Consider the following 24,546-nt stretch of genomic DNA (forward strand, 5'->3'; position numbering starts at 1 on the left):
GAGCCCTTCGATCGTTCACCCGTCATGACCGCTATGACCCCCGGCTCGAACATCCCTCTGCCCGCCCCCCGCGTGGCGGTGGACGTCGCCGCCCCGGTGCGCCTCGACGTCTCGGGCCTCCTGCTCACGGCCGACGGCAAGGTGCGCTCCGACGACGACTTCATCTTCTACAACCAGCCCAGCGGCCCGGGCGTGACCTACCGCTCGGGCGGCGGCGCGGCCCCGGACGCGATCATCGTGGACACCGCCGCCCTGCCCCCGGGCATCGAGAAGATCGTCGTCACCGCCAGCCCCGACGCCGCGGGCCAGACCTTCCAGGGCGTCGAACCGACCGCCACCCTCCGCAACGCCGACGACAACAGCGTCCTGGCCACCTTCACACCCCCGCAGCTCGGCAACGAGACGGCCCTGGTGATCGTGGAGATCTACCTGCGCAACGGCCAGTGGAAGGCCCGCGCGGTCGGCCAGGGATACGCCAACGGCCTGGCGGGCATCGCCACGGACTTCGGCGTCACGGTGGAGGAACCGGCCCCGACCCCGGTGACGCCCCCCACCCCGGTGACGCCCCCGACGCCGGTGACGCCCCCGACCCCGGTGACCCCGCCCGCTCCCCAGGTCCCCCAGGCACCCCCTGCGCCCGCCGCGCCCCCCGCCACCGGCAAGATCAACCTCGACAAGGGCCGCGTCAGCCTCCAGAAGAACCAGACCGTCTCCCTGGTCAAGGGCGGACGCCCGCTGCTCTCCCAGGTCAAGATGGGCCTCGGCTGGGAGCCCGCCTACCGCGGCAAGGACATCGACCTGGACGCCTCGGTCATCGCCTACGGCCCCCAGCGCAACCACGTCGACAGCTGCTACTTCGGCAAGCTGACCATCGTCGGCGGCGCGATCCGGCACTCCGGCGACAACCTCACCGGCGAGGGCGGCGGCGACGACGAGGTGATCACCGTGGACCTCGGCCGTCTCCCCCAGGAGGTCACCGGCCTGGTCTTCACCGTGAACTCCTTCTCCGGCCAGAAGTTCACCGAGGTCGCCAAGGCCTACTGCCGCCTGCTGGACGCCGCGACCGGCGAGGAGCTGGTCCGCTTCGACCTCACCAGCGCCGAAGCCCAGACCGGCGTGATGATGGCCAAGCTGATCCGCCAGTTCTCCGGCGAGTGGGAGATGACGGCCATGGGCGACTTCGTCAAGGCCCGCACGGTCCGCAACATGGTGAAGCCCGCGGCCCAGGCGCTCTGACCAGGCAGGAAGGTGGGGCCGCCGAGGCCCCACCTCCGCCCGTCACACCAGCCACGGCCAGTCGCCGTCCCGACCGCTCTCCAGCAGCGGCACCATCCGGAACGCGGCGTCCGACAGCCCCGCGAAGACATGCCGGTTGCCCTGCCCGGACGGACCCTGGCCCGCCCGGTAACCGGCCAGGTTCCAGGTGTAGACGGGCACATCGGCCGGGACCTGCTCGGTCGGGTCGCCGTGACGGCTCGCCGCGTACTGCTCGTCGGTGACGATCAGCACCCGGTCGTGCCGCCGGTAGTGGCGGCGTACCGCCTCGGTGGTGTCGGTGCCGCCGAGGTCACCGAAGCGCTCCAGGATCCGCAGCACCGACTCGCCCCGCCGGAACGGCACCGCACGACTGCTCGACCCGAACTCGACGAGATCGGCACGCGCCGCCCGCAGCGCCAGCGCGGTACCGAAGATCGCCGCCGCGTCGGCCCGGTTGAGCTGTGAACGGTCCGACATCCGGCTGTAGAACATCGAACCGGAGCGGTCCACGAGCACCAGCGTCCGGCCGGGCAGCGCGGGCACGTGCGCCAGCGAGTGGCCGAGCGCCTGCTCCAGCGGGTACGACCAGCGCAGCGAGGGCGCGTGCTGGTGGGCGGCGAGGTACCGGAAGGGGAACTGCCGCGAGCGCGCGACCTCCGCCGGGTCGCTGATCCGGGCCGCCACCCGGGCGGCGACCTCGTCCGAGACCCCGGCCTCGTCGAAGTTCCGCAGGTTGCGAACGAGTGCCATCGCACCCATGGACGGGATCACCGCCTCCCAGGCGGCCTTGTCCATCGGCCCCTGGAGCCACCCCGCCAGCGCCTCCCAGGTGATCCCCGCGGCGGCGAGCCGCTCGGCACCGTCGGGCGCGGTGACGATCGCCCGCCGCGTCTCGACGGGGACGGCCATCAGCTCGCGGTGCGCGGTGAGCACCCGGTCCGACGCGGGCGGCACGGCGGTCTCCGGGTGGTGGCGGCGGTCCAGGGCGTACTGGAACAGCGCGCCCTGCCACGGCTTGTCCGGGTCCGGCGCCGCGTGCACCAGGTTGAGGACGTCACCGAAGCGGTAGCCCTTGGACGCGGTGTCGTACTTCAGCAGCGCCCGGCCGCCGTACAGCCGCCGTACGGCGTCGGCGATGCCCCGCTTGACCGGCTTGGGCACGGCCCGGCCGTGGGTCGCGGTCCAGTAGGCGAGCAGTTCGCCGGGCTCGTCCGGGCGCTGCAGGACGGAGTCCACGACCTGCCGGTTCGCGGGGCCGTCGGTGACGCCCGCGTCCAGCCGTGCCTGCACGTACTCGGCGGCGCCCACGATGGCTGCCGTACGGAGCTGGCCCGCGCCGCGCAGCCAGCCGAGCAGTCCGGCGGTCCAGGACGGGTCGGCGACGGCCAGCTCCCGTACCAGCCGCACGAAGCGGTCGTCGCGGTCGGCGCCGGACTCGTAGAAGGTCTGCTGCGTCACGAAGTTGGCCACGGCGAGCAGAAAAAGCTCGGAGCGGGCGTCCCGCTCGTGGCCCCGGCCGCCCTGGAAGGTGCGCAGGAGGCGTCCCGTGGAGGTGACGCGAGAGGTGGGCCGCGCCCGGGCCGGGCGGCCGTTGAAGCGTGCCATGCTGAATTCCCCCGAATTCATTCGGCTTTCGGGAAGGAGGCACGGCAGGAGGAGGGGGCCCGAGGACAGAGTCGACGGCGGTACATTGCCTGGCGCGTCTTCCCCTTCCGCCACATCGACCCGAAGTCGATGACGGGATTCGAACCCGCACGATTTCTCACCAGGTCCGGAAGTAACCGCAGCCCGCGCACCGGGCACCCACCACGTGCCGCGCCTCCCGAGATCAAGTCGGCGGCGGCCTGGATTCTTGGAAAGAGAAGTAGCCGCAGCCCGCGCACCGGGAGGTGCGTGAGATTCACTTTAGGCGGGCGTCCCCGGCGGGAGCCAACGAATTACCCGGGTCTCAATTCCCGTGCTGCGAGCGCGCCTTGAACGCCGCCTTACGGGCCTCCTTGGCCACCTTCTTGTCCGGGTGCAGCCGCCCCATCGCCTCCAGTACGTCGCCGGTGGCGGGGTGGTCGACCCGCCAGGCCGCCTCGAAGAAGCCGCTGTGCTGCTGGGCCAGGCCCTGGGCGAGGGCGCGCAGTTCCTCGGAGTTGCCCTCGGCGGCGAGTTGGGCGGCGAGGGTGTCGATGGTGAGCCAGAAGATCATCTCCTGGGAGGGGGCGGGGACGTCCGGCAGCCCGTGCTCGGTGAGCCACACCCGGGCCAGCCCGCCGAGTTCCGCGTCGTCGAGGACCTCGCGCAGCGCGGGCTCGGCCTCCGTGCCGACCAGCGACAGCGCCTGCTGGCAGCGCAGCCTGCGCAGCGGTGCGCCGGGGTCCGCGCCCCGGGCGGCGGCCAGCAGGTCGCGGGCGGCGGCGAGGGGATCGCGGCGGCCCAGCCACCGCTCGGTCTCGGCCTGCGCGGCGCGCGGACCGAACGCGGCGGTCCCGTCGAGCAGCGCGTCCGCGCCCTTGTCGGCGAGGTCCCCGACGGCGGGCGCCTCGACGCCGGACTCCAGCAGGCGGGCCCGCAGCCCGTAGAGCCCGAGGGGCGTCAGCCGGACCATGCCGTAGCGGGAGACATCGGTGTCGTCGACCGGTGCGGCGGGCTCCTCGTCGGTCTCGGCCATCAGCGTCTCGTCGACCGGCTGGTACTCGACCAGCCCCACCGGCTCCAGCACCCGGAACTGGTCGTCCAGCCGCATCATCGCGTCGGACACCTGCTCGAGCACGTCGTTGGTGGGCTCGCCCATGTCGCTGGGCACGAGCACGGACGCGGCCAGCGCGGGCAGCGGCACCGGGGCGTCGCCGGGACCGTCCTCGCTGACGGTGAGGAGGTACAGGCTGCCGAGCACCCCGTCGAGGAAGTCCGCCTCGGCCTCCGGGTCCCAGTCCAGCTCGGAGAGGTCGACCCGGCCGCCCTCCCCCATCGCCTCCATGAGCCCGTCCAGGTCGGGCACACTGGCGTCGGCGAGGACCGTCTCCAGGGCGACCAGCCACACACCGAGGATGTCCTGCGGGGAACCGCCGGTGAGCAGCGCCAGATCGGCGCCCGCCGTGACGGTGCCCTCCTCCTCGTCGACGATCTCCACGAGCCCGGTGTCCACGGCGACCCGCCAGGCCTCGCTGGCGTACGCGGCGGCGTCGTCGCCGGTCAGCCCCAGCGCCTCGGCCGCCGCGGGCAACTGCTCCTCAGCCAGTGCGCCCCCGGCGTCCACCCGGGTTTCCGGCCCGGCCCAGCGGGCGAGCCGGGCGGCACGGGAGAGCACCGGCGTGGACAGCGCGGCACGCGCCAGCTCCGCTTCGGAGGACAGCCGCACCGGCGGCAGGGGGGAGCTGTCTGACATCGGCTGGTTCTCCTAGGAGGTGAGGTTCAGCCGCTCAGCCTAGACGGATTTCCACCCATGCCGCCCGGTTCATCTCCTCGTCGCCCACCGCACATGGCCGAATCCCTGACAAGTGGCCGGAACAAGCGGCAGTTTGGCCCTTCGGTCAGCCCGGCACGAGCCCGAGGGCATGCTCGTACCGACTGACCGTGGACCCTCGCACGCCGGGATACGTCCGCACCCGCTCCCAGTGCGGCGACGGCGTCCCGATCCCCGCACCCGGGGCCGCGAGGGCCGCGTCGTAGGCCTGCTCGCTCTCCCACTCGGCGTAGTTGAGGACGTGGGTGCCGTCGGTGCTGAGATGGAAGTGGGCGGAGATCAGCCCACGGTGCCCGTCGCCGTCCTCGGCGAGCGCCTCCAGGACGGCGTCGACCCAGCCCCGCCGCCGCTCGGCCGCGTCCTCCTCGAAGTCGATCCGCACGGTGACGACCAGACCGGGCGGCCGCCCATCCCCCTCAGCCCGCGTCCGGGACCGGTAGTGGCGGTACCGCCCGAGTCCCAGCCGCTCGATGCCGGGCACGGCGGTGTCGATCTCGTCGACACGCTCCTGCCGCCCGGTCTTGGCGAACGCCTCGTAGGCCTGCTCGGCCGTCCACTGGGAGTGGTGCATCAGGGTGGAACCGTCCCCTCCGACGTAGACGTGGTAGGCGACGAGCCCGGACGTGGGCCAGGGACGCCGCTCCCACGCCTCCGCGATCGCCCCCACGGCCGCCCGCTGCCACTCGGGTCCGTCGACCCGCCAGGTACTGAAGAGGGGCGCTCCGACGTCCGTGCGGGTGAGGTCGGGGTGAAGGTCGGTACGGCGGGTCATGGGAAGCCTCCGTGGGGTCGCTGGTCGGGCTGACGACCCCACCTTTCAACCTCAAGCATGCTTGAGGTCAAGCCCTGCCGTACCCGTCATCCGTCACCGTGCCGTACCCGTCACCCGTCACCCGTCACCCGTCACCCGTCACCCGTCACCGTGCCGTACCCGTCATCCGTCATCCGTCACCCGCCACCGTGCCGCACCCGTCACCCGTCACCCGTCACCGCCCGCCGTGCCGCCTCCGCAGCATCCCCGCCGCGACCACCGCCGCACCGGCGGCAGCCCCCGCGACCAGTACCGGGCGCGGATGGCGCAGTCCGGCCTGCACGACCATGCGGACCGGCTGCGGGGCGCGGTGTTCCACGGCGTGGCCCGCCTGGGTCGCCTTGCCCTGGACGGCGTGGCCCGCCTGGTTGGCCCTGTCCTGGACGGTGTGTCCCGCCTGGGCGGCGCTGCTGCGGAGCTGGACCGTCATCGCGCCCGCCTTGTCGCGGAAGTCGGCCGCCCGGGCGCGGGCGCGGCCCTTCACATCCGCCTTCGCCGCCAACTGCCCGGCGGTGTCGCCGAGTCGGCTCCGGGCGCTCTCCACCTGCTGCCGCAGCTCATCGGGCCCCTTCGCGCCGCCGGTTCCCTTAGCTGCCTTGTGCGTCATCGTCGTGCCCTTTCCACGGCCGTCTGCTCTCGGTTCGCACCCGGGTACCCAGCGTGCACCCCGCTACCCCTGCGCCGTGGCGCCCCCGTCACGCCCCTGCCCGAGCCGGGCCAGCTGGGTCTGGAACCAGTCGAGGCGGGCCTGCAACAGCGCGGCCTCGGCGACCAGTTCGGGCACGCCGAATCCGGCGGCGGGTGCCGCGCCCGGCCCGGCGACCACCCGCAGCCCTTCCCCGGCCAGCCGGGCGAAGGCGGCGAGCGAGAGGGACGTACGACCGCGCACACAGCCCGCGCAGACGGCGGCCAGCCCCCGCCAGCCGGGTCTGCCCCAGCCCGCGTCGGCCAGCACGACCGCCGCGGCACCGCACTCGCACGGTCCCACGGTCGCCGTCCGCACCCGCTGCCGGGCGCAGCGGAACCCCCGCTCGAAGCGGATGTAGGCGCCCAGGACCGTGACCTGGAGCAGCACCGCGCCCCGGTGCTCGGTGGCGCACAGCAGCCCTTCGGCCACCGCGCGGTCGTGCACGCAGTGGAAGCCGCAGTCGCAGCGGCGGTGCGGTACCCGGTGCCGCAGGCCGTAGGCGCAGGACGCGTCGGCCAGGACTCCGTACGGCAGCGCGCCGCCCAGCGACACACCGGTGAACCCGGCCCGGGTGCCGTCCTGGGACAGCACCGGGCGGGCGATCTTGTATCCGGTCGGCGGCTCCGCGGGACGTTCCTCCGGAAGCCGCAGCCTCATCGGGCGACCGGCACCTCTTCGGGGACGGGGCCGGTGGCCTGGACGTCGCTGATCTCCTCGGGGAGTTCCGGAGCTTCCTCACGCACGACGGGCCGCTCCTCGGCGACTCCGGTGGCCAGTGCCTTGCCGAGCTTCATGACGCCTCCCATGACCAGGGGCCGATGACCGTCCCGGCCATGGTGACCCATGAGGGCCGGGTTCGGCAGTGGGCCTGGGGGCGCGTGCGGCACGAACGCTTCACCACCCCTTACCAGCACCTGGAAGCAGAATTAAGTAGATCTGAACGATCAGGGTGCCGAGACTGCTTCCATGACCTACACCGGCTCCCCGCCCTTCGGCCGCGCCCTCTGCGCGATGATCACGCCCTTCACCGCGTCGGGCGGGCTCGACCTGGACGGCGCGCGGCGGCTCGCCGCCCATCTGGTGGCCGAGGGCTGCGACGGCCTGGTGCTCTCCGGTACGACGGGCGAGTCACCGACCACGACGGACGCCGAGCAGGCGGCGCTGATCAGGGCCGTCCGGGAGGCGGTGGGCGACGGCGCCACGATCGTGGCGGGCGTGGGCACCCCGGACACCCGGCACACGGTCCGGCTCACCCAGGCCGCCGAGCAGGCGGGCGCGGACGGCGTCCTGGTCGTGACGCCGTACTACAGCAGACCGCCGCAGGACGCCGTCGAGGCGCACTTCCGTGAGGTCGCGGACGCCTCCGCCCTGCCGGTCATGCTCTACGACATCCCCGGCCGCACCGGCACCCGCATCGAGCCGGAGACGGTCCTCCGGCTCGCCGAGCACCCCCGGATCGTCGCGGTCAAGGACTGCTCCTACGACTTCCTCGCCGCCCAGAAGGTCATCTCCGCGACGGAGCTGGCGTACTACGCGGGCTGCGACGAGCACAACCTCGCCCTGTACGCGGTGGGCGCGGCGGGCTACGTGAGCACGGTCGCCAACGCGGCCCCCGGTCAACTGCGCGCGGTACTGGACGCGTTCGACGCGGGCGACACGGCGACGGCGGCCCGCCTCCAGCGGGCGGCGATCCCGCTCATCGAGTCGATGATGTCCGCGGGCCTGCCCGGCGCGGTCACGGCGAAGGCCCTCCTGAACCGCCTGGGCCTGCCCGCGGGCCCGGTGCGCGCCCCCCTGCGGGCGGCGGCCCCGGAGGCGACGGACGCCCTGCTGTCGGCGTACCGGAAGCTGCCGGAGCCCACCGTCTGACGGACAGGCGATGGGCTCCACGCCGCATCAGCCGAGCAGGTACTCGTCCCCGATCAGCCGGAAGTGCTCCAGCACGTCCTCCATCGGGTCGTCGACCTGACCGAGGTTGACCAGCCCGACCCGCGGGCCGTTGTGCGAGGCCGTGTTGGTCTCGTCGGCGTGCGCGACGCCCGCCGCCGACAGCCAGCACACCGCCCCGACGGCGGCCACCCGGCCCAGCCTGCCCGCCACGGTCCCAGCCCGCTCGTTCCTCATCGCTCCACCCTCGTCTCGCGTCCGCTTGCTCTTCCCGTTCATCGGGAAAGACACCCGGGAGGACACGGAGGGTAATCCTTTTAAGCGATATGCGTGATCAGTTGTGGCTGTGCAGGATGTCGTTCAGACCGCCCCAGTCGGCGTTGTTCGGGCGGGCCTCGACGGTGCCGGTGACCGAGTTGCGGCGGAAGAGGATGTTGGAGGCGCCGGACAGTTCACGGGCCTTGACGATCTCTCCGTCGGGCATGGTGACGCGGGTACCGGCGGTGAGGTAGAGCCCCGCCTCCACGACGCAGTCGTCACCCAGCGCGATGCCGATACCGGCCTCCGCGCCGACGAGGGAGCGCTGCCCGATGGCCACCCGCTCCTTGCCGCCGCCGGAGAGGGTGCCCATGGTGGAGGCGCCGCCGCCGATGTCGGAGCCGTCGCCGACGACGACGCCCTGCGAGATCCGGCCCTCGACCATGGAGCTGCCGAGGGTGCCCGCGTTGAAGTTGACGAAGCCCTCGTGCATCACGGTGGTGCCGGACGCGAGGTGGGCGCCCAGGCGGACGCGGTCGGCGTCGGCGATCCGGACCCCGGCCGGGGCGACGTAGTCGGTCATCCGCGGGAACTTGTCGACGCCGAAGACGCTCAGGTGCAGACCGCGCGCGCGGGCGGCCAGCCGTACGGTCTCCAGGGTGTCCACGGCGACCGGGCCGAGCGAGGTCCAGGCGACGTTGGCGAGCAGGCCGAAGATGCCGTCGAGGCTGGGCTGGTTCGGCCGGACGAGACGGTGCGAGAGCAGGTGCAGGCGCAGATACGCGTCGTGGGTGTCGAGCGGCTTGTCGTCGAGGGAGGAGATGACCGTGCGGACCGCCACGACCTCCACACCGCGCACCTCGTCCTTGCCCAGGGCCGCGACGGCGTTCACACCGAGCAGTTCGGCGGCCCGCTCGGCGTCCAGCCGCTCGCTCCCGGCCGGTCCGGGCTCCGCGGCCAGCTCGGGCGCGGGGTACCAGGTGTCGAGAACGGTGCCGTCAGCGGCGATGGTGGCAAGCCCGGCGGCCACGGCGCCGGTGGTACGAGGAGCAGTCGTGTCGGTCATAAGGGCAACCTAACGCCCGCGACCCTACGGGAGCGAACCGGTCCGCCATCCGACCAACGGCTGAACAGCCGCCCTAAAGGGGCGCGGGGAACTGCGCGACCAGCCCCCACGAACCCGCACCCGGCAACGCACGAGAAACCGCCCCCCACCTCACCCGACAATCCTGCCGAGCATCTCCCGAGCCCACTCCTCGTCATACCGCACATCCAGCAGCAGCGCCTCAAGACAGATCCCGTCCATCAACGCCACCACCGCCCGAGCGGTCGCGGCATCCGTGCGCCGCACCAGCCGCGCGGTGATGTCATCGACCCACTCCGCGGCCACCGGCCGCAGCGCAGGTCGCCGCAGGGCTGCCAGATACAACTCGTACTCCAGCTCGACCCCGGCGCGATCACCGGAAAACCACTCGCCCATCAGAGCGGCCAGCTCGGCGGCGAGATCGCTCGCGGGATCACTGAGACCGTCCCGCGCGGCGACGAGCCGCGCAAACCCCTCGTTAGCCTGCCGCAACGCGGCGACCATCAGCTCGTCGAGGGTCTTGAAGTGGTACGTCGTCGAGCCGAGCGGCACGTCCGCCTCGGCCGCGACCGTACGGTGGCTGAGCCCGGCGATGCCCTTCTCGCCGACCACGCGGATGGCCGCATCGATGATCCGCCGTCGGCGGTCGGGGTCGTACCGCCGGGCCATCAGTGCGCTCCGCTGAGGTTCAGCACGACCACGCCGACCACGATCAGCGCGATCCCCGTGGTCTTGGCGAGGTTCATGCCCTCGCCGAGGAACAGCATCCCGATCGTCGCGATGGCCGCCGTACCAACTCCGGCCCAGATGGCGTACGCCGTGCCGACCGACACCGTCTTCAGGGTCTGGGCGAGCAGCGCGAAGGCCACCAGATACCCCAGCCCCGTCACCAACGACGGCCAGAGCTTGCTGAAGCCGTCGCTGTACTTCATCGCGGTGGTCGCGGCCACCTCGGCGGCGATGGCACCGGCGAGCAGCAGGTATCCCATGCGTACGAGCGTACACAGCGATGTGTACGCCCGTACACAAAATGCGTCAGACGTTGAAGCCCAGCGCCCGCAGCTGGTCGCGGCCCTCGTCGGTGATCTTGTCCGGGCCCCACGGCGGCATCCAGACCCAGTTGATGCGCAGCTCGTTGACGAGGCCGTCCGTGGCGGACTTGGCCTGGTCCTCGATGACATCCGTCAGCGGACAGGCCGCCGACGTCAGGGTCATGTCGACGGTCGCGATGTTCGCCTCGTCGACATGGATGCCGTAGATGAGGCCGAGGTTGACGACGTCGATGCCCAGTTCGGGGTCGACGACGTCCATCAGGGCCTCGCGCAGCTCCTCCTCGGAGGCGGGCTTGATCTCCACGGTCTCGGTCATGCCGTCTTCCTTTCGGCGTCGGCGTCGCCCAGCGCCTGGGCCGTCGCGTCCTTCCACGCCATCCAGCTGAGGAGGGCGCACTTCACCCGGGCCGGGTACTTGGAGACCCCGGCGAACGCGACCGCGTCCTCCAGGACGTCCTCCATCGCGTCGTCCGGCTCCAGCTTGCCCTTGGACTGCATCAGTTCCAGGAAGGTCTCCTGGATCTTCTGCGCCTCGGTCACGTCCTTGCCGACGAGCAGGTCGTTCAGCACCGAGGCGGAGGCCTGGCTGATGGAGCAGCCCTGGCCCTCGTACGAGACGTCCTCGATGGTCGTGCCGTCGTACTTCACGCGGAGCGTGATCTCGTCGCCGCAGGTGGGGTTGACGTGGTGCACCTCGGCGTCGCCATCCCGCAAGCCCCGCCCGTGCGGGTTCTTGTAGTGGTCCAGGATGACTTCCTGGTACATCGAATCCAGCTTCACGGTTTCCAGCACGCCCTTCAGCCGAAGAAGTTCCGTACGTGCTCCAGCCCGTCGACCAGCGCGTCGATCTCGGCAGGCGTGGAGTACAGATAGAACGACGCTCGCGTGGTCGCAGGAATTCCGTACCGGAGGCAGACGGGGCGGGCGCAGTGGTGGCCGACCCGGACCGCGATGCCCTGCTCGTCGAGGACCTGGCCCACGTCGTGCGGGTGGATGTCACCGAGCGTGAAGGAGATCGCGGCGCCGCGCTCCTCGGCCGTGGTCGGGCCGATGATCCGCAGGTCGGGGACCTCCAGGAGCCGCTTCACCGCGTACTCGGTGAGGGCGTGCTCATGAGCGAGGATCTTGTCCATGCCGATCGAGTTGAGGTAGTCGATCGCCGCGCCCAGACCGACCGCCTGCGCGATCGGCGGGGTGCCCGCCTCGAACTTGTGCGGTGCCGGGGCGTAGGTCGAGGAGTGCATCGACACCGTCTCGATCATCTCGCCGCCGCCCAGGAACGGAGGCAGGTCCTCCAGCAGCTCCTGGCGGCCCCACAGCACGCCGATGCCGGTCGGGCCACACATCTTGTGGCCGGTGAAGGCCACGAAGTCGGCCTGGAGGCTCTGCACGTCCAGCGGCATGTGCGGCGCGGCCTGCGAGGCGTCGACGCAGACCAGCGCGCCGACCTCCTGCGCCCGGCGCACGATCGCCTCGACGGGGTTGTGGGTGCCGAGGATGTTGGAGACCAGCACAAAGGAAACGATCTTCGTCTTCTCGGTGATGATCTCGTCGATGTTGGAGAGGTCCAGGCGGCCGTCGTCCGTCAGGCCGAACCACTTCAGCTTCGCGCCGGTGCGCTGCGCGAGCAGCTGCCACGGCACGATGTTGGAGTGGTGCTCCATCTCCGTGATGACGATCTCGGTCTCGTGGTCGACCCGGTAGGGCTCGTCGGCCCAGCCGAGCATGTTCGCCACGAGGTTGAGCGATTCCGAGGCGTTCTTGGTGAAGATCACCTCGTCGCGGCTGGGCGCGTTGATGAACTCCGCCACCTTGTCGCGCGCGCCCTCGTACAGCGCCGTGGCCTCCTCGGCGAGCACATGCACACCGCGGTGGACGTTGGCGTTGTAGCGCTCGTAGTACTCGCTGAGTGCGTCCAGCACCTGGCGCGGCTTCTGCGAGGTCGCCGCGTTGTCCAGGTACACGAGCTTCCGGCCGTCGTGGACCTGGCGGTCCAGGATGGGGAAGTCCTTGCGGATCGCCTCGGTGTCGAGGAGGCCCGGCAGCTGTGTCACGCGGATGCGCCACCCTTCGTGTACGCCTCGTAGCCCTCGGCCTCGAGCTTGTCGGCCAGCTCGGGGCCGCCCGACTCGACGATCCGGCCGCCGGAGAAGACGTGGACGTGGTCGGGCTTGATGTAGCGCAGGATGCGCGTGTAGTGGGTGATCAGCAGGGTGCCGACCTCGCCGCTCTCGCGGACCCGGTTGACGCCCTCCGACACGACCCGCAGCGCGTCGACGTCCAGGCCGGAGTCGGTCTCGTCGAGGACCGCGATCTTCGGCTTGAGCAGTTCGAGCTGGAGGATCTCGTGGCGCTTCTTCTCACCGCCGGAGAAGCCCTCGTTGACGTTGCGCTCGGCGAAGGCGGGGTCCATGTTGAGGCGCTCCATGGCCTCCTTGACCTCCTTCACCCAGGTGCGCAGCTTGGGGGCCTCGCCGCGGACGGCGGTGGCGGAGGTGCGCAGGAAGTTGGAGACCGAGACGCCGGGGACCTCGACGGGGTACTGCATCGCCAGGAACAGGCCCGCGCGGGCGCGCTCGTCGACGGACATCTCGGTGACGTCCTCGCCGTCGAGGGTGACGGTGCCGCCGGTGATGGTGTACTTCGGGTGACCCGCCAGGGAGTAGGCGAGGGTCGACTTGCCCGAGCCGTTGGGGCCCATGATGGCGTGCGTCTCGCCCTGCTTCACGGTGAGGTCGACGCCCTTGAGGATCTCCTTCGTGGCGTTGTCGGCCTCGACGGTGACGTGCAGGTCTCGGATTTCAAGCGTTGCCATGGGTGCCTCAGGACTCCTGGGTGACGGAGACGAGCACATCGTCCCCTTCGATCTTTACGGGGTATACGGGGACGGGGCGCGTCGCGGGAAGGCCGGACGGCTTGCCGGTGCGGAGGTCGAAGCTGGAGCCGTGCAGCCAGCACTCGATCTGGCAGTCCTCCACCTCGCCCTCGGAGAGCGAGACGTTCGCGTGGGAGCAGATGTCGTAGATCGCGAACACCTCGCCCTCGGTACGGACGACCGAGACCGGCGTGCCGTCGAGTTCCACCCGCTTCGGGGTGTCCTCCTCCAGCTCGCTCAGCCCACAGGCGCGTACGAAGGTCATGCGACGGACGCCTCCAGCTCCTCTTCGATCCTGGTGAGGAGGCGCTCCTCGATGTCCTTCAGGCCGATCTGCTGGACCAGCTCGGCGAAGAAGCCGCGGACCACCAGACGGCGGGCCTCGAACTCCGGGATGCCGCGGGCCATCAGGTAGAACAGCTGCTCGTCGTCGAAGCGGCCGGTGGCGCTGGCGTGCCCGGCGCCGACGATCTCGCCGGTCTCGATCTCCAGGTTGGGGACCGAGTCGACGCGGGCGCCGTCGGTGAGGACGAGGTTGCGGTTCATCTCGTAGGTGTCGGTGCCCTCGGCCTTGGCCTCGATGAGTACGTCACCGATCCACACCGCGTGCGCCTGCTCGCCCTGGAGGGCGCCCTTGTAGACGACGTTCGACTTGCAGTGCGGGACGTTGTGGTCGACCAGGAGGCGGTGCTCCTGGTGCTGGCCCTGGTCGGTGAAGTACAGGCCGAACAGCTCGGCCTCGCCGCCGGGACCGGCGTAGGTCACGCGCGGGTGCAGTCGTACGACGTCACCGCCGAAGGTGACGACGACCGACTTGAAGGAGGCGTCGCGGCCGACGAGGGCGTTGTGCTGGGCGACGTGGACGGCCTTGTCGTCCCAGTCCTGCACGGAGACGACGGTCAGCCTGGCGCCGTCGCCCAGGAGGTACTCGACGTTGGCGGCGAGCACGGCGTCACCGGTGTGGTCGATGACGACGACGGCCTCGGCGAACGCGCCCAGCTCGATGACCTGGTGGCCGTAGGCGGTACCGCCCTCGCCGTGCACGGCGATCCGGATCGGCTCGGTGAGCACTGTCTCCTTGGGCACGGTCACGACCGAGGCCCGCTCGAAGGCGGAGTACGCCTGCGCGGCGACGCGGTCCACCGGGGTGCCCGCACGGCCGAGCCGGGCGTCGTCGCGGCCGACGGTCTCGACGGTGACGCCCTCGGGGGCCTCGACGGCGACCTTGACGCCTTCGCCGGTGGCGACGGCGGTGCCGTCGTGCAGCCCGCGCAGCCGCTCCAGCGGGGTGAACCGCCACTCCTCCTCGCGGCCGTGCGGGACGGGGAAGTCCGCGACGTCGAAGGACGGGGGCGCGCTCATGCGCGTGGCGACGGTCGAGTCCGCCTCGGCGGCGACCGCGATGGCACCGGCGGTGGTGGAGCCCACCGGGATGTTCTGAGCCTCAGCCATGGCTGTCGTAGTGCTCGCTTTCCGTTACGTAAGGGGCGTGGTGGGACGGCGGTGGGGGGCGGCCTCCTGGTGCCGCCCCCGGCAGCCGGTCGTTAACCGACCGCGCCCTCCATCTGCAGCTCGATCAGCCGGTTGAGTTCGAGCGCGTACTCCATGGGCAGTTCCTTGGCGATCGGCTCGACGAAGCCGCGCACGATCATCGCCATCGCCTCGTCCTCGCTCAGGCCACGGCTCATCAGGTAGAAAAGCTGGTCCTCGGAGACCTTGGAGACGGTCGCCTCGTGGCCCATGGAGACGTCGTCCTCGCGGACGTCGACGTACGGGTAGGTGTCGGACCGGGAGATGGTGTCCACGAGCAGAGCGTCACACAGGACGTTCGACTTCGAGCCCGGGGCACCCTCGCCGATCTCGATCAGACCGCGGTAGGAGGTACGGCCGCCACCGCGCGCCACCGACTTGGAAACGATGTTGGAGGAGGTGTTGGGGGCCATGTGGACCATCTTGGCGCCCGCGTCCTGGTGCTGGCCCTCGCCCGCGAAGGCGATGGACAGGGTCTCGCCCTTGGCGTGCTCGCCCATCAGGTAGACGGCCGGGTACTTCATCGTCACCTTGGAGCCGATGTTGCCGTCGATCCACTCCATGGTCGCGCCCTCGTACGCCACGGCGCGCTTGGTGACCAGGTTGTAGACGTTGTTCGACCAGTTCTGGATGGTCGTGTAGCGGCAGCGGGCGTTCTTCTTGACGATGATCTCGACGACCGCGGAGTGCAGCGAGTCGGACTTGTAGATCGGGGCGGTGCAGCCCTCGACGTAGTGCACGTAGGCACCCTCGTCGACGATGATCAGGGTCCGCTCGAACTGGCCCATGTTCTCGGTGTTGATCCGGAAGTAGGCCTGCAGCGGGATCTCGACGTGGACGCCCGGCGGGACGTAGATGAAGGAGCCGCCCGACCACACGGCGGTGTTCAGGGAGGCGAACTTGTTGTCACCGGCGGGGATGACGGTCCCGAAGTACTCCTTGAAGAGTTCCGGGTGCTCCTTCAGCGCGGTGTCGGTGTCGAGGAAGATGACGCCCTGCTCCTCCAGGTCCTCGCGGATCTGGTGGTAGACGACCTCCGACTCGTACTGCGCGGCGACACCGGCGACCAGGCGCTGCTTCTCCGCCTCCGGGATGCCGAGCTTGTCGTAGGTGTTCTTGATGTCCTCGGGCAGGTCCTCCCAGGACTCCGCCTGCTTCTCCGTGGAGCGCACGAAGTACTTGATGTTGTCGAAGTCGATGCCGGAGAGGTCGGAGCCCCAGTTCGGCATGGGCTTCTTCTCGAAAAGCTTCAGGCCCTTCAGGCGCAGCTTGGTCATCCACTCGGGCTCGGACTTCTTGCCCGAGATGTCGCGGACGACCGCCTCACTGAGACCGCGCTTGGCTGCCGCACCGGCCTCGTCGGAGTCGGCCCAGCCGTATTCGTACTTGCCCAGACCCTCGAGTTCGGGGTGGGCAGTCTCCGTGGGGAGAGTCATGCGGGGTTCCTCCCGGCCGTGCTAGCAGATGCGTCAGTGTCAGTAGGGGAAAGCTTGGGGATGAACGTCGTGCAGACGCCGTCGCCGTGCGCGATGGTCGCCAGTCGCTGGACGTGGGTCCCGAGCAGTTCGGCGAAGATCTCGGTCTCCGCCTCGCACAGTTGCGGGAACTTCTCGGCGACATGGGCGACCGGGCAGTGGTGCTGGCACAGCTGTTCGCCGACCGGTGCGCTGCGCGCCGTAGCAGCGTACCCGTCCGTGCTCAGGGCCTTGGCCAGCGCCTCGGTGCGCTTGTCGGGGGCGGCCGACGCGATCGCCTCGCGGTAGGCGCCCGCCTGGGCGGCGATCCGGGCGCGGGCGAAGGCGGCGACCGCCTCGCTGCCGCCCTCGCGCTCGGCGATCCAGCCGAGCGCGTCCACGGCCAGCTTGTCGTACGACTGGTCGAAGGCGTCCCGGCCGCAGTCCGTCAGGGCGAAGACCTTGGCGGGGCGCCCGCGCGTGCGCGCGCCGTAGACGCGGCGTTCGCGGGCCTCCACCACGCCGTCGCCGCCGAGCGCGTCGAGGTGCCTGCGTACGGCCGCCTGGGTGAGGCCGAGCCGTCCGGCCAGTTCGGCGACGGTCGAGGGCCCGTGGTCCAGGATGGACCGCGCGACCCGGTTGCGCGTGGAGCGCTCACCGGTCGCGAACTCCTCCTGAGGGGCCCCGTGAGGGGTCTCCCGAGCCTCGCCGACGTTTTTCACAACGCCATTGTTGCGTAATTCCTCAGGCACGGGCAAGCGGCGTCTGGATCACCCGGTGGTGCGCTGCGTCACTTAGGCATACCTAATCTGACCTGCGCAAACGATCTCTGATCGATCAAATGGGTGGCCCCGCGGCCCCCTGTCGTGGACACTGCCGAACCATGCCCACACCCCCTCCGACCGGCCCTCTTGTCACGCGCGACAGCCTCGCCACCGACCTGCGCGCCCTGGGCGTCCGCCCCGGCGAGACCCTCCTCGCGCACACCTCGCTCAGCGCCCTCGGCTGGGTCTGCGGCGGCGCCCCCACGGTGGTCCGCGCCCTCCTCGACGCCCTCGGCCCGGACGGCACGCTGGTCGTCCCCACCCAGTCCGGCGACCTGTCCGACCCGGCCGTCTGGGGGAACCCGCCGGTGCCCGAGGAGTGGTGGCCGACCATCCGGGCCACCATGCCCGCCTACGACCCCCTGACCACGCCCACCCGCGGCGTCGGCGTGGTCCCGGAGACCGTACGCACCTGGCCGGGCGCCCTGCGCAGCGCCCACCCGCAGACCTCGTTCGCCGCCCTCGGCCCCGGCGCCGCCCAGGTCATCGACGGCCACGCCACCGACTGCCGCCTCGGCGAGCACAGCCCCCTGGCCCGCCTGGAGCGGCTCGGCGCCCGCGTCCTCCTGCTCGGCTGCGGCTACGACACCTGCACCAGCTTCCACCTGGCCGAGTACCGGATACCCGCCCCGGTCGTGGACGTCGGCCGCCCCGGCCCGGACGGCTGGGAGGTGGTGCGGGAGGTGTCGATCTCCTCCGAGCGCTTCGACGAACTGGGCCACGACTTCGAACGGGACCGGCCCGTCGTACGGGGCACGGCGGGCGCCGCCGGGGCCCGGCTGTTCCCGGTCGCGGACGCGGTGGCGTACGCCGAGCGCTGGCTGGCCGTGCACCGGCCGCGCGAGCAGGAGTACCGGCACTCACGCGGCTGAGCGCCGCGCGCGCCGGAGCCTCCCGCCCCGGGCGAGGACTTCTCGCACCCGGCCGCCGGACAGCCGTGTGGGCTACCTAGACTCAGGGGTCATGCGATACGAGCCCGTGGTCCAGGTCCAGGCCCTGGTGCAGCGGTACGGCGACAAGACCGCGGTGGACGGCCTCGACCTGGTGGCCCGGGCGGGGATCACCGCTGTCCTCGGGCCCAACGGCGCGGGCAAGACGACGACCGTGGAGACCTGCGAGGGCTACCGGAAACCGCACTCCGGGACCGTGCGCGTGCTGGGGCTCGACCCGGTGCGGCAGTCCCGTGAGCTGCGGCCCCGGATCGGCGTGATGCTCCAGTCCGGCGGTGTCTACTCGACCGCCCGCGCGGACGAGATGCTCCGCCATGTCGCCAGGCTGCACGCCCACCCCCTGGACGTGCCCGCGCTCGTCGAACGGCTCGGCCTCGGCTCCTGCGGCCGGACCCCGTACCGCCGCCTCTCCGGCGGCCAGCAGCAGCGGCTCGCGCTGGCGATGGCCGTGGTCGGCCGCCCCGAGCTGGTCTTCCTCGACGAGCCGACCGCCGGACTCGACCCGCAGGCCCGCCGCGCCACCTGGGACCTGGTCCGGGACCTGCGCGCCGACGGTGTCTCCGTGATCCTCACCACCCACCACATGGACGAGGCCGAGCAGCTCGCCGACGACGTCGCCATCATCGACGCGGGCCGCGTCATCGCCCAGGGCTCCCCCGAGGAACTGTGCCGCGGCGGCGCCGAGAACACCCTGCGCTTCAGTGGCCGCCCCGGCCTCGACGTCGCCTCCCTGCTCAAGGCCCTCCCCCCGGACAGCGCCGCCGCCGAGCTGACGCCGGGCTCCTACCGGGTCACCGGCAAGGTCGACCCGCAACTGCTGGCGACGGTCACCTCCTGGTGCGCCCAGCACGGCGTGATGCCGGAGCGGATCTCGGTCGAACGGCACACCCTCGAAGACGTCTTCCTGGAACTGACCGGCAAGGAGCTGCGCTCGTGACCACCCCCACCGGGACCTACGCCCCCCGGCCCGGCGCCGCGCCCCTGCCCCGCATGATCGCCGCGCAGGCCGCGCTGGAGACGCGGATGCTGCTGCGCAACGGCGAGCAACTGCTGCTGACGGTGGTCATCCCGACCCTGCTGCTGGTGCTGTTCTCCACCGTCGACGTCGTCGACACCGGCGCGGACGAGGCCGTCGACTTCCTCGCCCCCGGCATCCTCGCGCTCTCCGTGATGTCCACGGCGTTCACCGGGCAGGCCATCGCGACCGGCTTCGAACGCCGCTACGGCGTGCTGAAGCGGCTCGCCGCCTCCCCGCTGCCGCGCTGGGGCCTGATGACCGCCAAGACGGTGTCCGTCCTGGTCACCGAGGTGCTCCAGGTGCTCCTGGTGACGGTGATCGCGCTCGCGCTGGGCTGGTCGCCGCAGGGCAACCCCCTCGCCGTAGTGCTGCTGCTGGTCCTGGGCACCGCCGCCTTCTCCGGCCTCGGGCTGCTGATGGCGGGCACGCTGAAGGCCGAGGCGACGCTCGCCGCGGCCAACCTGGTCTTCCTGCTGCTGCTCGTCGGCGGCGGGGTCATCGTCCCGCTGGACAAGTTCCCGGACGCGGCACAGAGCGTCCTCGGGCTGCTGCCCATCTCGGCGCTCTCCGACGGCCTGCGGGACGTCCTCCAGCACGGTGCCGGGATGCCGTGGGGCGACCTGGGCGTGCTGGCCGTCTGGGCGGTCCTGGGACTGGCCGCGGCGGGGCGCTTCTTCCGCTGGGAGTGAGCGTCACCCGACGCGTCACCCGACGCCTGACCCGACGCGTCACCCGACGCGTGACCCGACGCGTGACCCGACCCTCGTGAAAGCGTGCACAAACCCCGTCCTACGATGGTGGGCGTGCCAAACGTGACCCGCGCGGACGCCTCGGCGGTCCTGCGCAACCCGCTCGCCTTCATCGCCGCACGCTGGACCCCGGATCCCCGGACGGTGCGGCGGGCGGCACTCGCCGCGCTCGTCATGTCGGTGGTGATCGTGGTCACCGGCGGCGCCGTCCGGCTGACCGGCTCCGGCCTGGGCTGCCCGACCTGGCCCAAGTGCACCGAGGACTCGCTGACCAACACCAGCGAGATGGGCGTGCACGGCGTCATCGAGTTCGGCAACCGCCTGCTGACCTATGTGCTGTGCGCGGCGGTCGGCTGGGCGATCATCGCCGCCCGCTCCCAGAAGCCGTTCCGCCGGAGCCTCACCCGGCTCGGCTGGGCACAGTTCTGGTTGGTGATGGGCAACGCCGTCCTCGGCGGCATCGTGGTGCTGGTCGGCCTCAACCCGTACACGGTCGCGGCGCACTTCCTGCTCTCCTCCGCGCTGATCGCGGTCGCCGCCGTGATGTGGCAGCGCACCCGCGAGGGCGACGGCGCGCCCCGGCCGCTGGTCGGCAAGGCCGTGCAGCAGCTGGTGTGGGTGCTGGTCGGCGTGGCGGCGCTGCTGATCACGGTCGGCACCGTGGTGACCGGCGCGGGCCCGCACGCGGGCGACTCCAGCGAGGTCCCGCGCATGGACGTCCCGTGGGAGGACGTCACCCGGCTGCACGCCGTACTCGCCTGGGTCGTGGTCACCCTGACCTTCGCCCTGTGGTTCGTCCTCAAGGCGGTCGACGCGCCGCGCGGGCCGCTGCACCGGACGCGGGAGCTGTTCCTGGTGCTGCTGAGTCAGGGCGTCATCGGTTACGTCCAGTACTTCACCAGCCTCCCCGAGATCCTGGTCGGCCTCCACATGCTCGGCTCCTGTCTGGTGTGGATCGCCGTCCTGCGGGTGCTGCTCTCGCTGCGCGAGCGTCCCGGGGCCGCGCTGCCCGGCATCCCGGCCCCGCCCGCTCAGGCGTACGACGCCACCAGCGCGTCGATCGCGGGTCCCAGGTAGCCCCGCGTCAGCTCCCCCCTGCGCGCCGTCCACTCCTCGGTGGGCGGCTCGGGGCGGTCGTAGCGGCGTAGGCGGATGTCCTCGACGACCTCGGCGGGGGCGCCCAGGGCGAGGAGTTCGGCGAGGGACTCGCGCTTGGTGATCAGGCGGCCGTCGCGCAGGGTGACGGTGGCGCGGGCGAAGGTCGTCAGGCCCACGTCGACCCAGGCGTCCTGCCGCCAGCGCGGCGCGTGTGCGACGGCGGGCCGCCAGAAGTCGCGTTGGTCGCGTACGACGAAGGCGCGCAGTTGGCCGTCCGGTACCGGCGGCAGCAGTTCCGCCGGGGGCGCCCCGTGCAGGACGCGGCCGAAGGCGTGCAGCTCACGGCGGGTGACGGCGGTGACCGGCCGTTTGAACAGCTCCTCGTGCGCCCAGGTGAGGTGCCGCCGGTCCGCACCCGCCGCCGTTGCGGGCGTGAGGTACGTGCAGTGCAGCTTTGCGGCGAGCGGCTCGGCCCGCAGCCGGGCGTGCAGCAGGGCCACCCGCCAGACGGTCCGCGGCGTGATCGGGCCGGGCAGGACGACGATCAGGTCCAGGTCGCTGCGCCCCTCCCGGTAGTCGCCCCCAGCGAGGGAGCCGTGCGCCCAGACGGCGACGGGGGCGAGCGGGTCCAGCCCGGTGAGGAAGCGGTCGAGGAGTGCGTCGGTCGGCATGGGTGCAGTCTGTCCGCCGCCCGGTGATCCACACCCTCGCCGCCCCTGGCCCACGCTCACCCCAGCCCGTCCGCCGCCCGGTGACCCACGCTCACCCCAGCCCGTCCGCCGCCCGCTGACCCACGCTCACCCCAGCCCGTCCGCCGCCCGCTGACCCACGCTCACCCCAGCCCGTACACCCGCCGCGCGTTCCCCGAGGCGATCAGCCCGGCGACCCGCTGCGCGTCCGTCAGCGCCCACGCCCCCTCGGCCACCCAGGTGCCGAGCACCCGTGCGAGCGCCTCCCGGAACAGCCGGGCGCCCACCACGTGCAGTTCCGGCAGCCCTTGGGCCCCGCTAGAGAAGAGGATCTTGCCGAAGGGGGCCAGCTCCAGGATCTCGGCGAGGATGGTGGCCGCGCGGGCGCCGGTGCGCACCAGGGCGGCGCCCGAGTCGGCGTACACGTGCGGGAAGACCCCGGCGAGATGGGCGGCGTGCCGGTGGTACGGGTAGCCGTGCAGCAGGACCAGGTCGGTGCCGAGCCCGGCGGTGGCCCGCACGAAGTCGGTCAGCAGCACCGGGTCGGTGCGGTCGATGCGCAGGCCCGGCTCCCCGAGCCCGGCGTGCAGTTGGAGCGGCCTGCCGGTGGCGACGGCGATCCACAGCAGGTGCCGGAGCAGCACCGGGTCGCTCAGCTCGCCCCCGACCCGGCGCCGGGCCAGCCAGCGCGCCGCCGCGCCCCGCACCTCACCGGGCCCCGGCGGCTCCGGCGCGAGGGCGAGTCCGTGCCGTACGCCCGCCACGGAGGTGAAGGCGACGGCGTGCGCGGCGGCGCCGTGGACCGACTCGGCGAGGTTGGCGAGGAGGGACTCGACGGTGCCGGAGGTGTCGGCGACCTGCTCGGCGAGGAGTTCCAGGCGGACGATCTCATGGGCGTCGGCGGCCGAGGCGGAGGCCAGTTCGGCGGGCGGGGTGAGGTCGCCGGGCAGCCCGGTGTCGACCAGGTAGGTGGTGATGCCGCTGCCGCGCAGCAGCCGTCGGCCGGATTCCAGCACGCCGAGTTCGCGGCGCCGGGCGAGATAGCGGGCGGGCGGGCAGTGCGGTTCCAGGCCGAGCAGCGGGGGGCACCAGCGGCGTACCGCGAACCCGGTCTGGGTGTCGAAGAGGGTGGTGCCCGGCGCGGGCGGTCCCTCGGTGCGCGCCAGCTGGGCCTCGAAGGTGCCGAGGCCCAGCTCCGTCCGCAGTACGCCGTGGCAGTACTGGTCCACGAGGGACGGCGTTTCGATCATCCGGGCTCCCCGTGTCGGACCGCTCGCAAGAGTCGTACCGCTCTCAGCAGTCCTAACGGGTGAACCGGGTCCCAGGTGTTGCGGGGCGCGGCCTCAGTCGTTGGCGGGGCCGCCGAGCTGGATGCCCGCCATCCGGCTCCACTCGTACGGCCCTGTCCTGACCTTGGCCGCGAACTCGCCGTCGAACGCCTCGTGCACGGTGACCCCGGCCCTGCGCACCGCATCCTCGGCGATCGCGTGGGTGGGCGCCACCAGGTCGCCCCAGCCGCCGTCCTCGCCGACGAGGACGATCCGGGCGCCGCGCTGGCCGAGGTACGCCACCTGGGCCTCGGCGCCGCCGTGCGCCTTGCTGAAGGCGTCGATCTGCTTGGCGAGCCGGGCCGCCCTGCGTCCGGCCTTCGCGTCAACCGCTTGCGTGTCTGCCATGACCAGGATGCTACCGACGGGTAGATCAAACGGCGACGGGCGGGGTGCGTGGCCTTGACCACGCACCCCGCCCGTCGGGCAGACCGATCTAGCGGAGGAAGGGGTCCACCGCCACCGCCACGAACACCAGCGACACATAGGTGATCGACCAGTGGAACAGCCGCATCTCCCGCAGCTTCGCGCCCGTCACCTCGGCCTTGGCCCGGTTCTGCAGGGCGTGCGCCTCCCACAGCCACCAGCCGCCCGCGGCCAGCGCGACCAGGGTGTAGAACCAGCCGGTGTAGCCGAGCGGGGTGAGCAGCAGCGAGGCGCCGACCATCACCCAGCTGTAGAGCACGATCTGCCGGGCGACGACCTTGTTGGAGGCGATGACCGGCAGCATCGGCACGCCCACGCGCGCGTAGTCGTCCTTCACCTTCATCGACAGCGGCCAGTAGTGCGGCGGCGTCCAGAAGAAGATGACGAGGAAGAGGATGAGCGGCGCGTAGGACAGCGAGTTCGTCACCGCCGACCAGCCGATGAGCACCGGCATACAGCCCGCGATGCCGCCCCAGACGATGTTCTGCGAGGTGCGGCGCTTGAGGATCATCGTGTAGACGACGACGTAGAAGAGGAGCGCGCCGAGGGCCAGCCAGGCGGAGAGCCAGTTGACGGCGAGGCCGAACAGCAGGGTGGAGACGATGCCCAGGGTGATGCCGAAGGCGAGGCACTCGCGCGGGCTGACCATCCCGGTGACCAGGGGCCGCTGCGAGGTGCGGTCCATGAGGGCGTCGATGTCCCGGTCGATGTACATGTTCAGCGCGTTGGCGCCGCCCGCGGAGAGATAGCCCGCGAAGCAGGTGACGAGCACCAGGCGGAGGTCCGGAACGCCCTGCTCGGCCAGGAACATCACCGGGACGGTGGTGATCAGCAGCAGTTCGATGATCCGCGGCTTGGTCAGCGCCACGAACGCCTTGACCCGGGCCCCGAACGGCCGGTGAGTCGGGCTCTGGCTCGTCCCGATTTCCCCCATTGCCTTAACGGCATGGGCGGTGCCCCCATCCGCAGGACGGGATTCAACGGCCGTCACACACACCCCTGACAGAGACATCCCAGCAAGCCTCCCGGTGTGAAGTCCGGGTAAAGGGCTCGCGCGTACCACGCCACTTTAGACGTTGCCCATACCTCGGCCTCCGCGGGGGTGGGGTCGTGT

General features: G+C 71.6%; 28 protein-coding genes. 6 read left to right on the top strand and 22 right to left on the bottom strand.

Annotation, left to right across the window (positions count from 1 at the left end):
* Positions 1–33 precede the first annotated feature (33 nt).
* The gene (locus tag ACFVQG_RS15555) at positions 34–1,236 is read left to right on the top strand and encodes a TerD family protein (protein WP_383383774.1); all 1,203 of its coding nucleotides are present in this window, start codon (positions 34–36) and stop codon (positions 1,234–1,236) included.
* Between the two features lie 42 nt (positions 1,237–1,278).
* On the opposite strand, the gene ACFVQG_RS15560 is transcribed toward ACFVQG_RS15555, so the two are convergent.
* The 6 genes from ACFVQG_RS15560 to ACFVQG_RS15585 form a co-directional block, all read right to left on the bottom strand.
* Positions 1,279–2,862, bottom strand: a complete 1,584-nt coding sequence (locus ACFVQG_RS15560; RefSeq protein WP_383382093.1) for a TROVE domain-containing protein — start codon at positions 2,860–2,862, stop codon at positions 1,279–1,281.
* A gap of 343 nt (positions 2,863–3,205) precedes the next feature.
* Positions 3,206–4,633 carry a hypothetical protein gene (locus tag ACFVQG_RS15565; protein ID WP_383382096.1) on the bottom strand — a complete coding sequence of 476 codons (1,428 nt, stop codon included), beginning with the start codon at positions 4,631–4,633 and terminating at the stop codon, positions 3,206–3,208.
* 145 nt (positions 4,634–4,778) lie between these two features.
* Positions 4,779–5,483: an antibiotic biosynthesis monooxygenase gene (locus ACFVQG_RS15570; RefSeq protein ID WP_383382099.1), complete on the bottom strand. Its 705-nt coding sequence runs from the start codon at positions 5,481–5,483 to the stop codon at positions 4,779–4,781.
* 214 nt (positions 5,484–5,697) lie between these two features.
* On the bottom strand, positions 5,698–6,129 hold the full coding sequence (locus tag ACFVQG_RS15575) for a DUF3618 domain-containing protein (protein ID WP_383382102.1): 432 nt from the start codon (positions 6,127–6,129) through the stop codon (positions 5,698–5,700).
* Positions 6,130–6,192: 63 nt separating this feature from the next.
* Positions 6,193–6,867 carry a hypothetical protein gene (locus tag ACFVQG_RS15580; protein ID WP_383382105.1) on the bottom strand — a complete coding sequence of 225 codons (675 nt, stop codon included), beginning with the start codon at positions 6,865–6,867 and terminating at the stop codon, positions 6,193–6,195.
* Entirely contained in the window at positions 6,864–7,004 is a 141-nt protein-coding gene (locus ACFVQG_RS15585; RefSeq protein WP_383382108.1) for a hypothetical protein, read from the bottom strand. The genes ACFVQG_RS15580 and ACFVQG_RS15585 overlap by 4 nt, the downstream gene beginning before the upstream one ends.
* 172 nt (positions 7,005–7,176) lie before the next feature.
* On the opposite strand from ACFVQG_RS15585, the gene dapA reads away from it, so the two are divergent.
* Positions 7,177–8,079, top strand: a complete 903-nt coding sequence (dapA, locus tag ACFVQG_RS15590) for a 4-hydroxy-tetrahydrodipicolinate synthase (protein WP_383382110.1) — start codon at positions 7,177–7,179, stop codon at positions 8,077–8,079.
* Positions 8,080–8,106: 27 nt separating this feature from the next.
* Here dapA and ACFVQG_RS15595 read toward each other — a convergent pair whose 3' ends face one another.
* The 12 genes from ACFVQG_RS15595 to ACFVQG_RS15650 form a co-directional block, all read right to left on the bottom strand.
* Entirely contained in the window at positions 8,107–8,334 is a 228-nt protein-coding gene (locus tag ACFVQG_RS15595; RefSeq protein ID WP_383382113.1) for a hypothetical protein, read from the bottom strand.
* A 97-nt stretch (positions 8,335–8,431) separates the two neighbouring features.
* Positions 8,432–9,421, bottom strand: coding sequence for a 2,3,4,5-tetrahydropyridine-2,6-dicarboxylate N-succinyltransferase (gene dapD / locus ACFVQG_RS15600; protein ID WP_383382116.1), 990 nt, complete (start codon positions 9,419–9,421; stop codon positions 8,432–8,434).
* A 150-nt stretch (positions 9,422–9,571) separates the two neighbouring features.
* Positions 9,572–10,108, bottom strand: coding sequence for a TetR/AcrR family transcriptional regulator (locus tag ACFVQG_RS15605; RefSeq protein ID WP_383382119.1), 537 nt, complete (start codon positions 10,106–10,108; stop codon positions 9,572–9,574).
* A complete protein-coding gene (locus ACFVQG_RS15610; protein ID WP_383382122.1) occupies positions 10,108–10,428 on the bottom strand; it encodes a DMT family transporter in 321 nt (106 codons plus the stop codon). The genes ACFVQG_RS15605 and ACFVQG_RS15610 overlap by 1 nt, the downstream gene beginning before the upstream one ends.
* 46 nt (positions 10,429–10,474) lie before the next feature.
* On the bottom strand, positions 10,475–10,807 hold the full coding sequence (locus ACFVQG_RS15615) for a metal-sulfur cluster assembly factor (RefSeq protein WP_383382124.1): 333 nt from the start codon (positions 10,805–10,807) through the stop codon (positions 10,475–10,477).
* The gene (sufU, locus tag ACFVQG_RS15620; RefSeq protein WP_383383777.1) at positions 10,804–11,271 is read right to left on the bottom strand and encodes a Fe-S cluster assembly sulfur transfer protein SufU; all 468 of its coding nucleotides are present in this window, start codon (positions 11,269–11,271) and stop codon (positions 10,804–10,806) included. Before sufU ends, ACFVQG_RS15615 begins: the two co-directional genes overlap by 4 nt.
* A gap of 17 nt (positions 11,272–11,288) precedes the next feature.
* Entirely contained in the window at positions 11,289–12,545 is a 1,257-nt protein-coding gene (locus tag ACFVQG_RS15625) for a cysteine desulfurase (RefSeq protein ID WP_383382127.1), read from the bottom strand.
* Positions 12,542–13,306, bottom strand: a complete 765-nt coding sequence (gene sufC / locus ACFVQG_RS15630; RefSeq protein ID WP_383382130.1) for a Fe-S cluster assembly ATPase SufC — start codon at positions 13,304–13,306, stop codon at positions 12,542–12,544. The genes ACFVQG_RS15625 and sufC overlap by 4 nt, the downstream gene beginning before the upstream one ends.
* Before the next feature lie 7 nt (positions 13,307–13,313).
* A complete protein-coding gene (locus ACFVQG_RS15635; RefSeq protein WP_031166073.1) occupies positions 13,314–13,631 on the bottom strand; it encodes a non-heme iron oxygenase ferredoxin subunit in 318 nt (105 codons plus the stop codon).
* Positions 13,628–14,818, bottom strand: a complete 1,191-nt coding sequence (sufD, locus tag ACFVQG_RS15640; protein WP_383382133.1) for a Fe-S cluster assembly protein SufD — start codon at positions 14,816–14,818, stop codon at positions 13,628–13,630. The genes ACFVQG_RS15635 and sufD overlap by 4 nt, the downstream gene beginning before the upstream one ends.
* 92 nt (positions 14,819–14,910) lie before the next feature.
* Positions 14,911–16,332, bottom strand: a complete 1,422-nt coding sequence (gene sufB, locus ACFVQG_RS15645) for a Fe-S cluster assembly protein SufB (protein WP_383382135.1) — start codon at positions 16,330–16,332, stop codon at positions 14,911–14,913.
* Positions 16,329–17,072: a helix-turn-helix transcriptional regulator gene (locus ACFVQG_RS15650; RefSeq protein ID WP_383382138.1), complete on the bottom strand. Its 744-nt coding sequence runs from the start codon at positions 17,070–17,072 to the stop codon at positions 16,329–16,331. Before ACFVQG_RS15650 ends, sufB begins: the two co-directional genes overlap by 4 nt.
* Before the next feature lie 161 nt (positions 17,073–17,233).
* Here ACFVQG_RS15650 and ACFVQG_RS15655 point away from each other — a divergent pair, with 161 nt between their 5' ends.
* The 4 genes from ACFVQG_RS15655 to ACFVQG_RS15670 all read left to right on the top strand — a co-directional run bounded on the left by ACFVQG_RS15655 (position 17,234) and on the right by ACFVQG_RS15670 (position 20,968).
* Positions 17,234–18,046, top strand: coding sequence for an aminoglycoside N(3)-acetyltransferase (locus ACFVQG_RS15655; RefSeq protein WP_383382141.1), 813 nt, complete (start codon positions 17,234–17,236; stop codon positions 18,044–18,046).
* A gap of 91 nt (positions 18,047–18,137) precedes the next feature.
* A complete protein-coding gene (locus ACFVQG_RS15660; RefSeq protein ID WP_383382143.1) occupies positions 18,138–19,061 on the top strand; it encodes an ABC transporter ATP-binding protein in 924 nt (307 codons plus the stop codon).
* A 53-nt stretch (positions 19,062–19,114) separates the two neighbouring features.
* Complete coding sequence (locus tag ACFVQG_RS15665; protein WP_383383780.1) at positions 19,115–19,831, top strand: ABC transporter permease; 717 nt, start codon at positions 19,115–19,117, stop codon at positions 19,829–19,831.
* Positions 19,832–19,936: 105 nt separating this feature from the next.
* Positions 19,937–20,968 (top strand): heme A synthase, encoded by a 1,032-nt coding sequence (locus ACFVQG_RS15670; RefSeq protein WP_383382146.1) that lies wholly within the window; start codon positions 19,937–19,939, stop codon positions 20,966–20,968.
* Here the strand turns inward: ACFVQG_RS15670 and ACFVQG_RS15675 are convergent.
* The 4 genes from ACFVQG_RS15675 to ACFVQG_RS15690 all read right to left on the bottom strand — a co-directional run bounded on the left by ACFVQG_RS15675 (position 20,923) and on the right by ACFVQG_RS15690 (position 24,429).
* The gene (locus ACFVQG_RS15675) at positions 20,923–21,660 is read right to left on the bottom strand and encodes a nucleotidyltransferase domain-containing protein (protein ID WP_383382148.1); all 738 of its coding nucleotides are present in this window, start codon (positions 21,658–21,660) and stop codon (positions 20,923–20,925) included. The two genes, ACFVQG_RS15670 and ACFVQG_RS15675, sit on opposite strands and share 46 nt — an antisense overlap.
* 161 nt (positions 21,661–21,821) lie before the next feature.
* Entirely contained in the window at positions 21,822–22,928 is a 1,107-nt protein-coding gene (locus tag ACFVQG_RS15680) for an amidohydrolase family protein (RefSeq protein ID WP_383382152.1), read from the bottom strand.
* 93 nt (positions 22,929–23,021) lie between these two features.
* Positions 23,022–23,354: a hypothetical protein gene (locus tag ACFVQG_RS15685; protein WP_383382154.1), complete on the bottom strand. Its 333-nt coding sequence runs from the start codon at positions 23,352–23,354 to the stop codon at positions 23,022–23,024.
* Between the two features lie 88 nt (positions 23,355–23,442).
* The gene (locus ACFVQG_RS15690; protein ID WP_383383785.1) at positions 23,443–24,429 is read right to left on the bottom strand and encodes a heme o synthase; all 987 of its coding nucleotides are present in this window, start codon (positions 24,427–24,429) and stop codon (positions 23,443–23,445) included.
* Between the last annotated feature and the right edge of the window lie 117 nt (positions 24,430–24,546).

The sequence above is a fragment of the Streptomyces sp. NPDC057877 genome (genome assembly GCF_042796855.1).
In the GTDB taxonomy this organism is placed as follows: Bacteria; Actinomycetota; Actinomycetes; order Streptomycetales; family Streptomycetaceae; genus Streptomyces.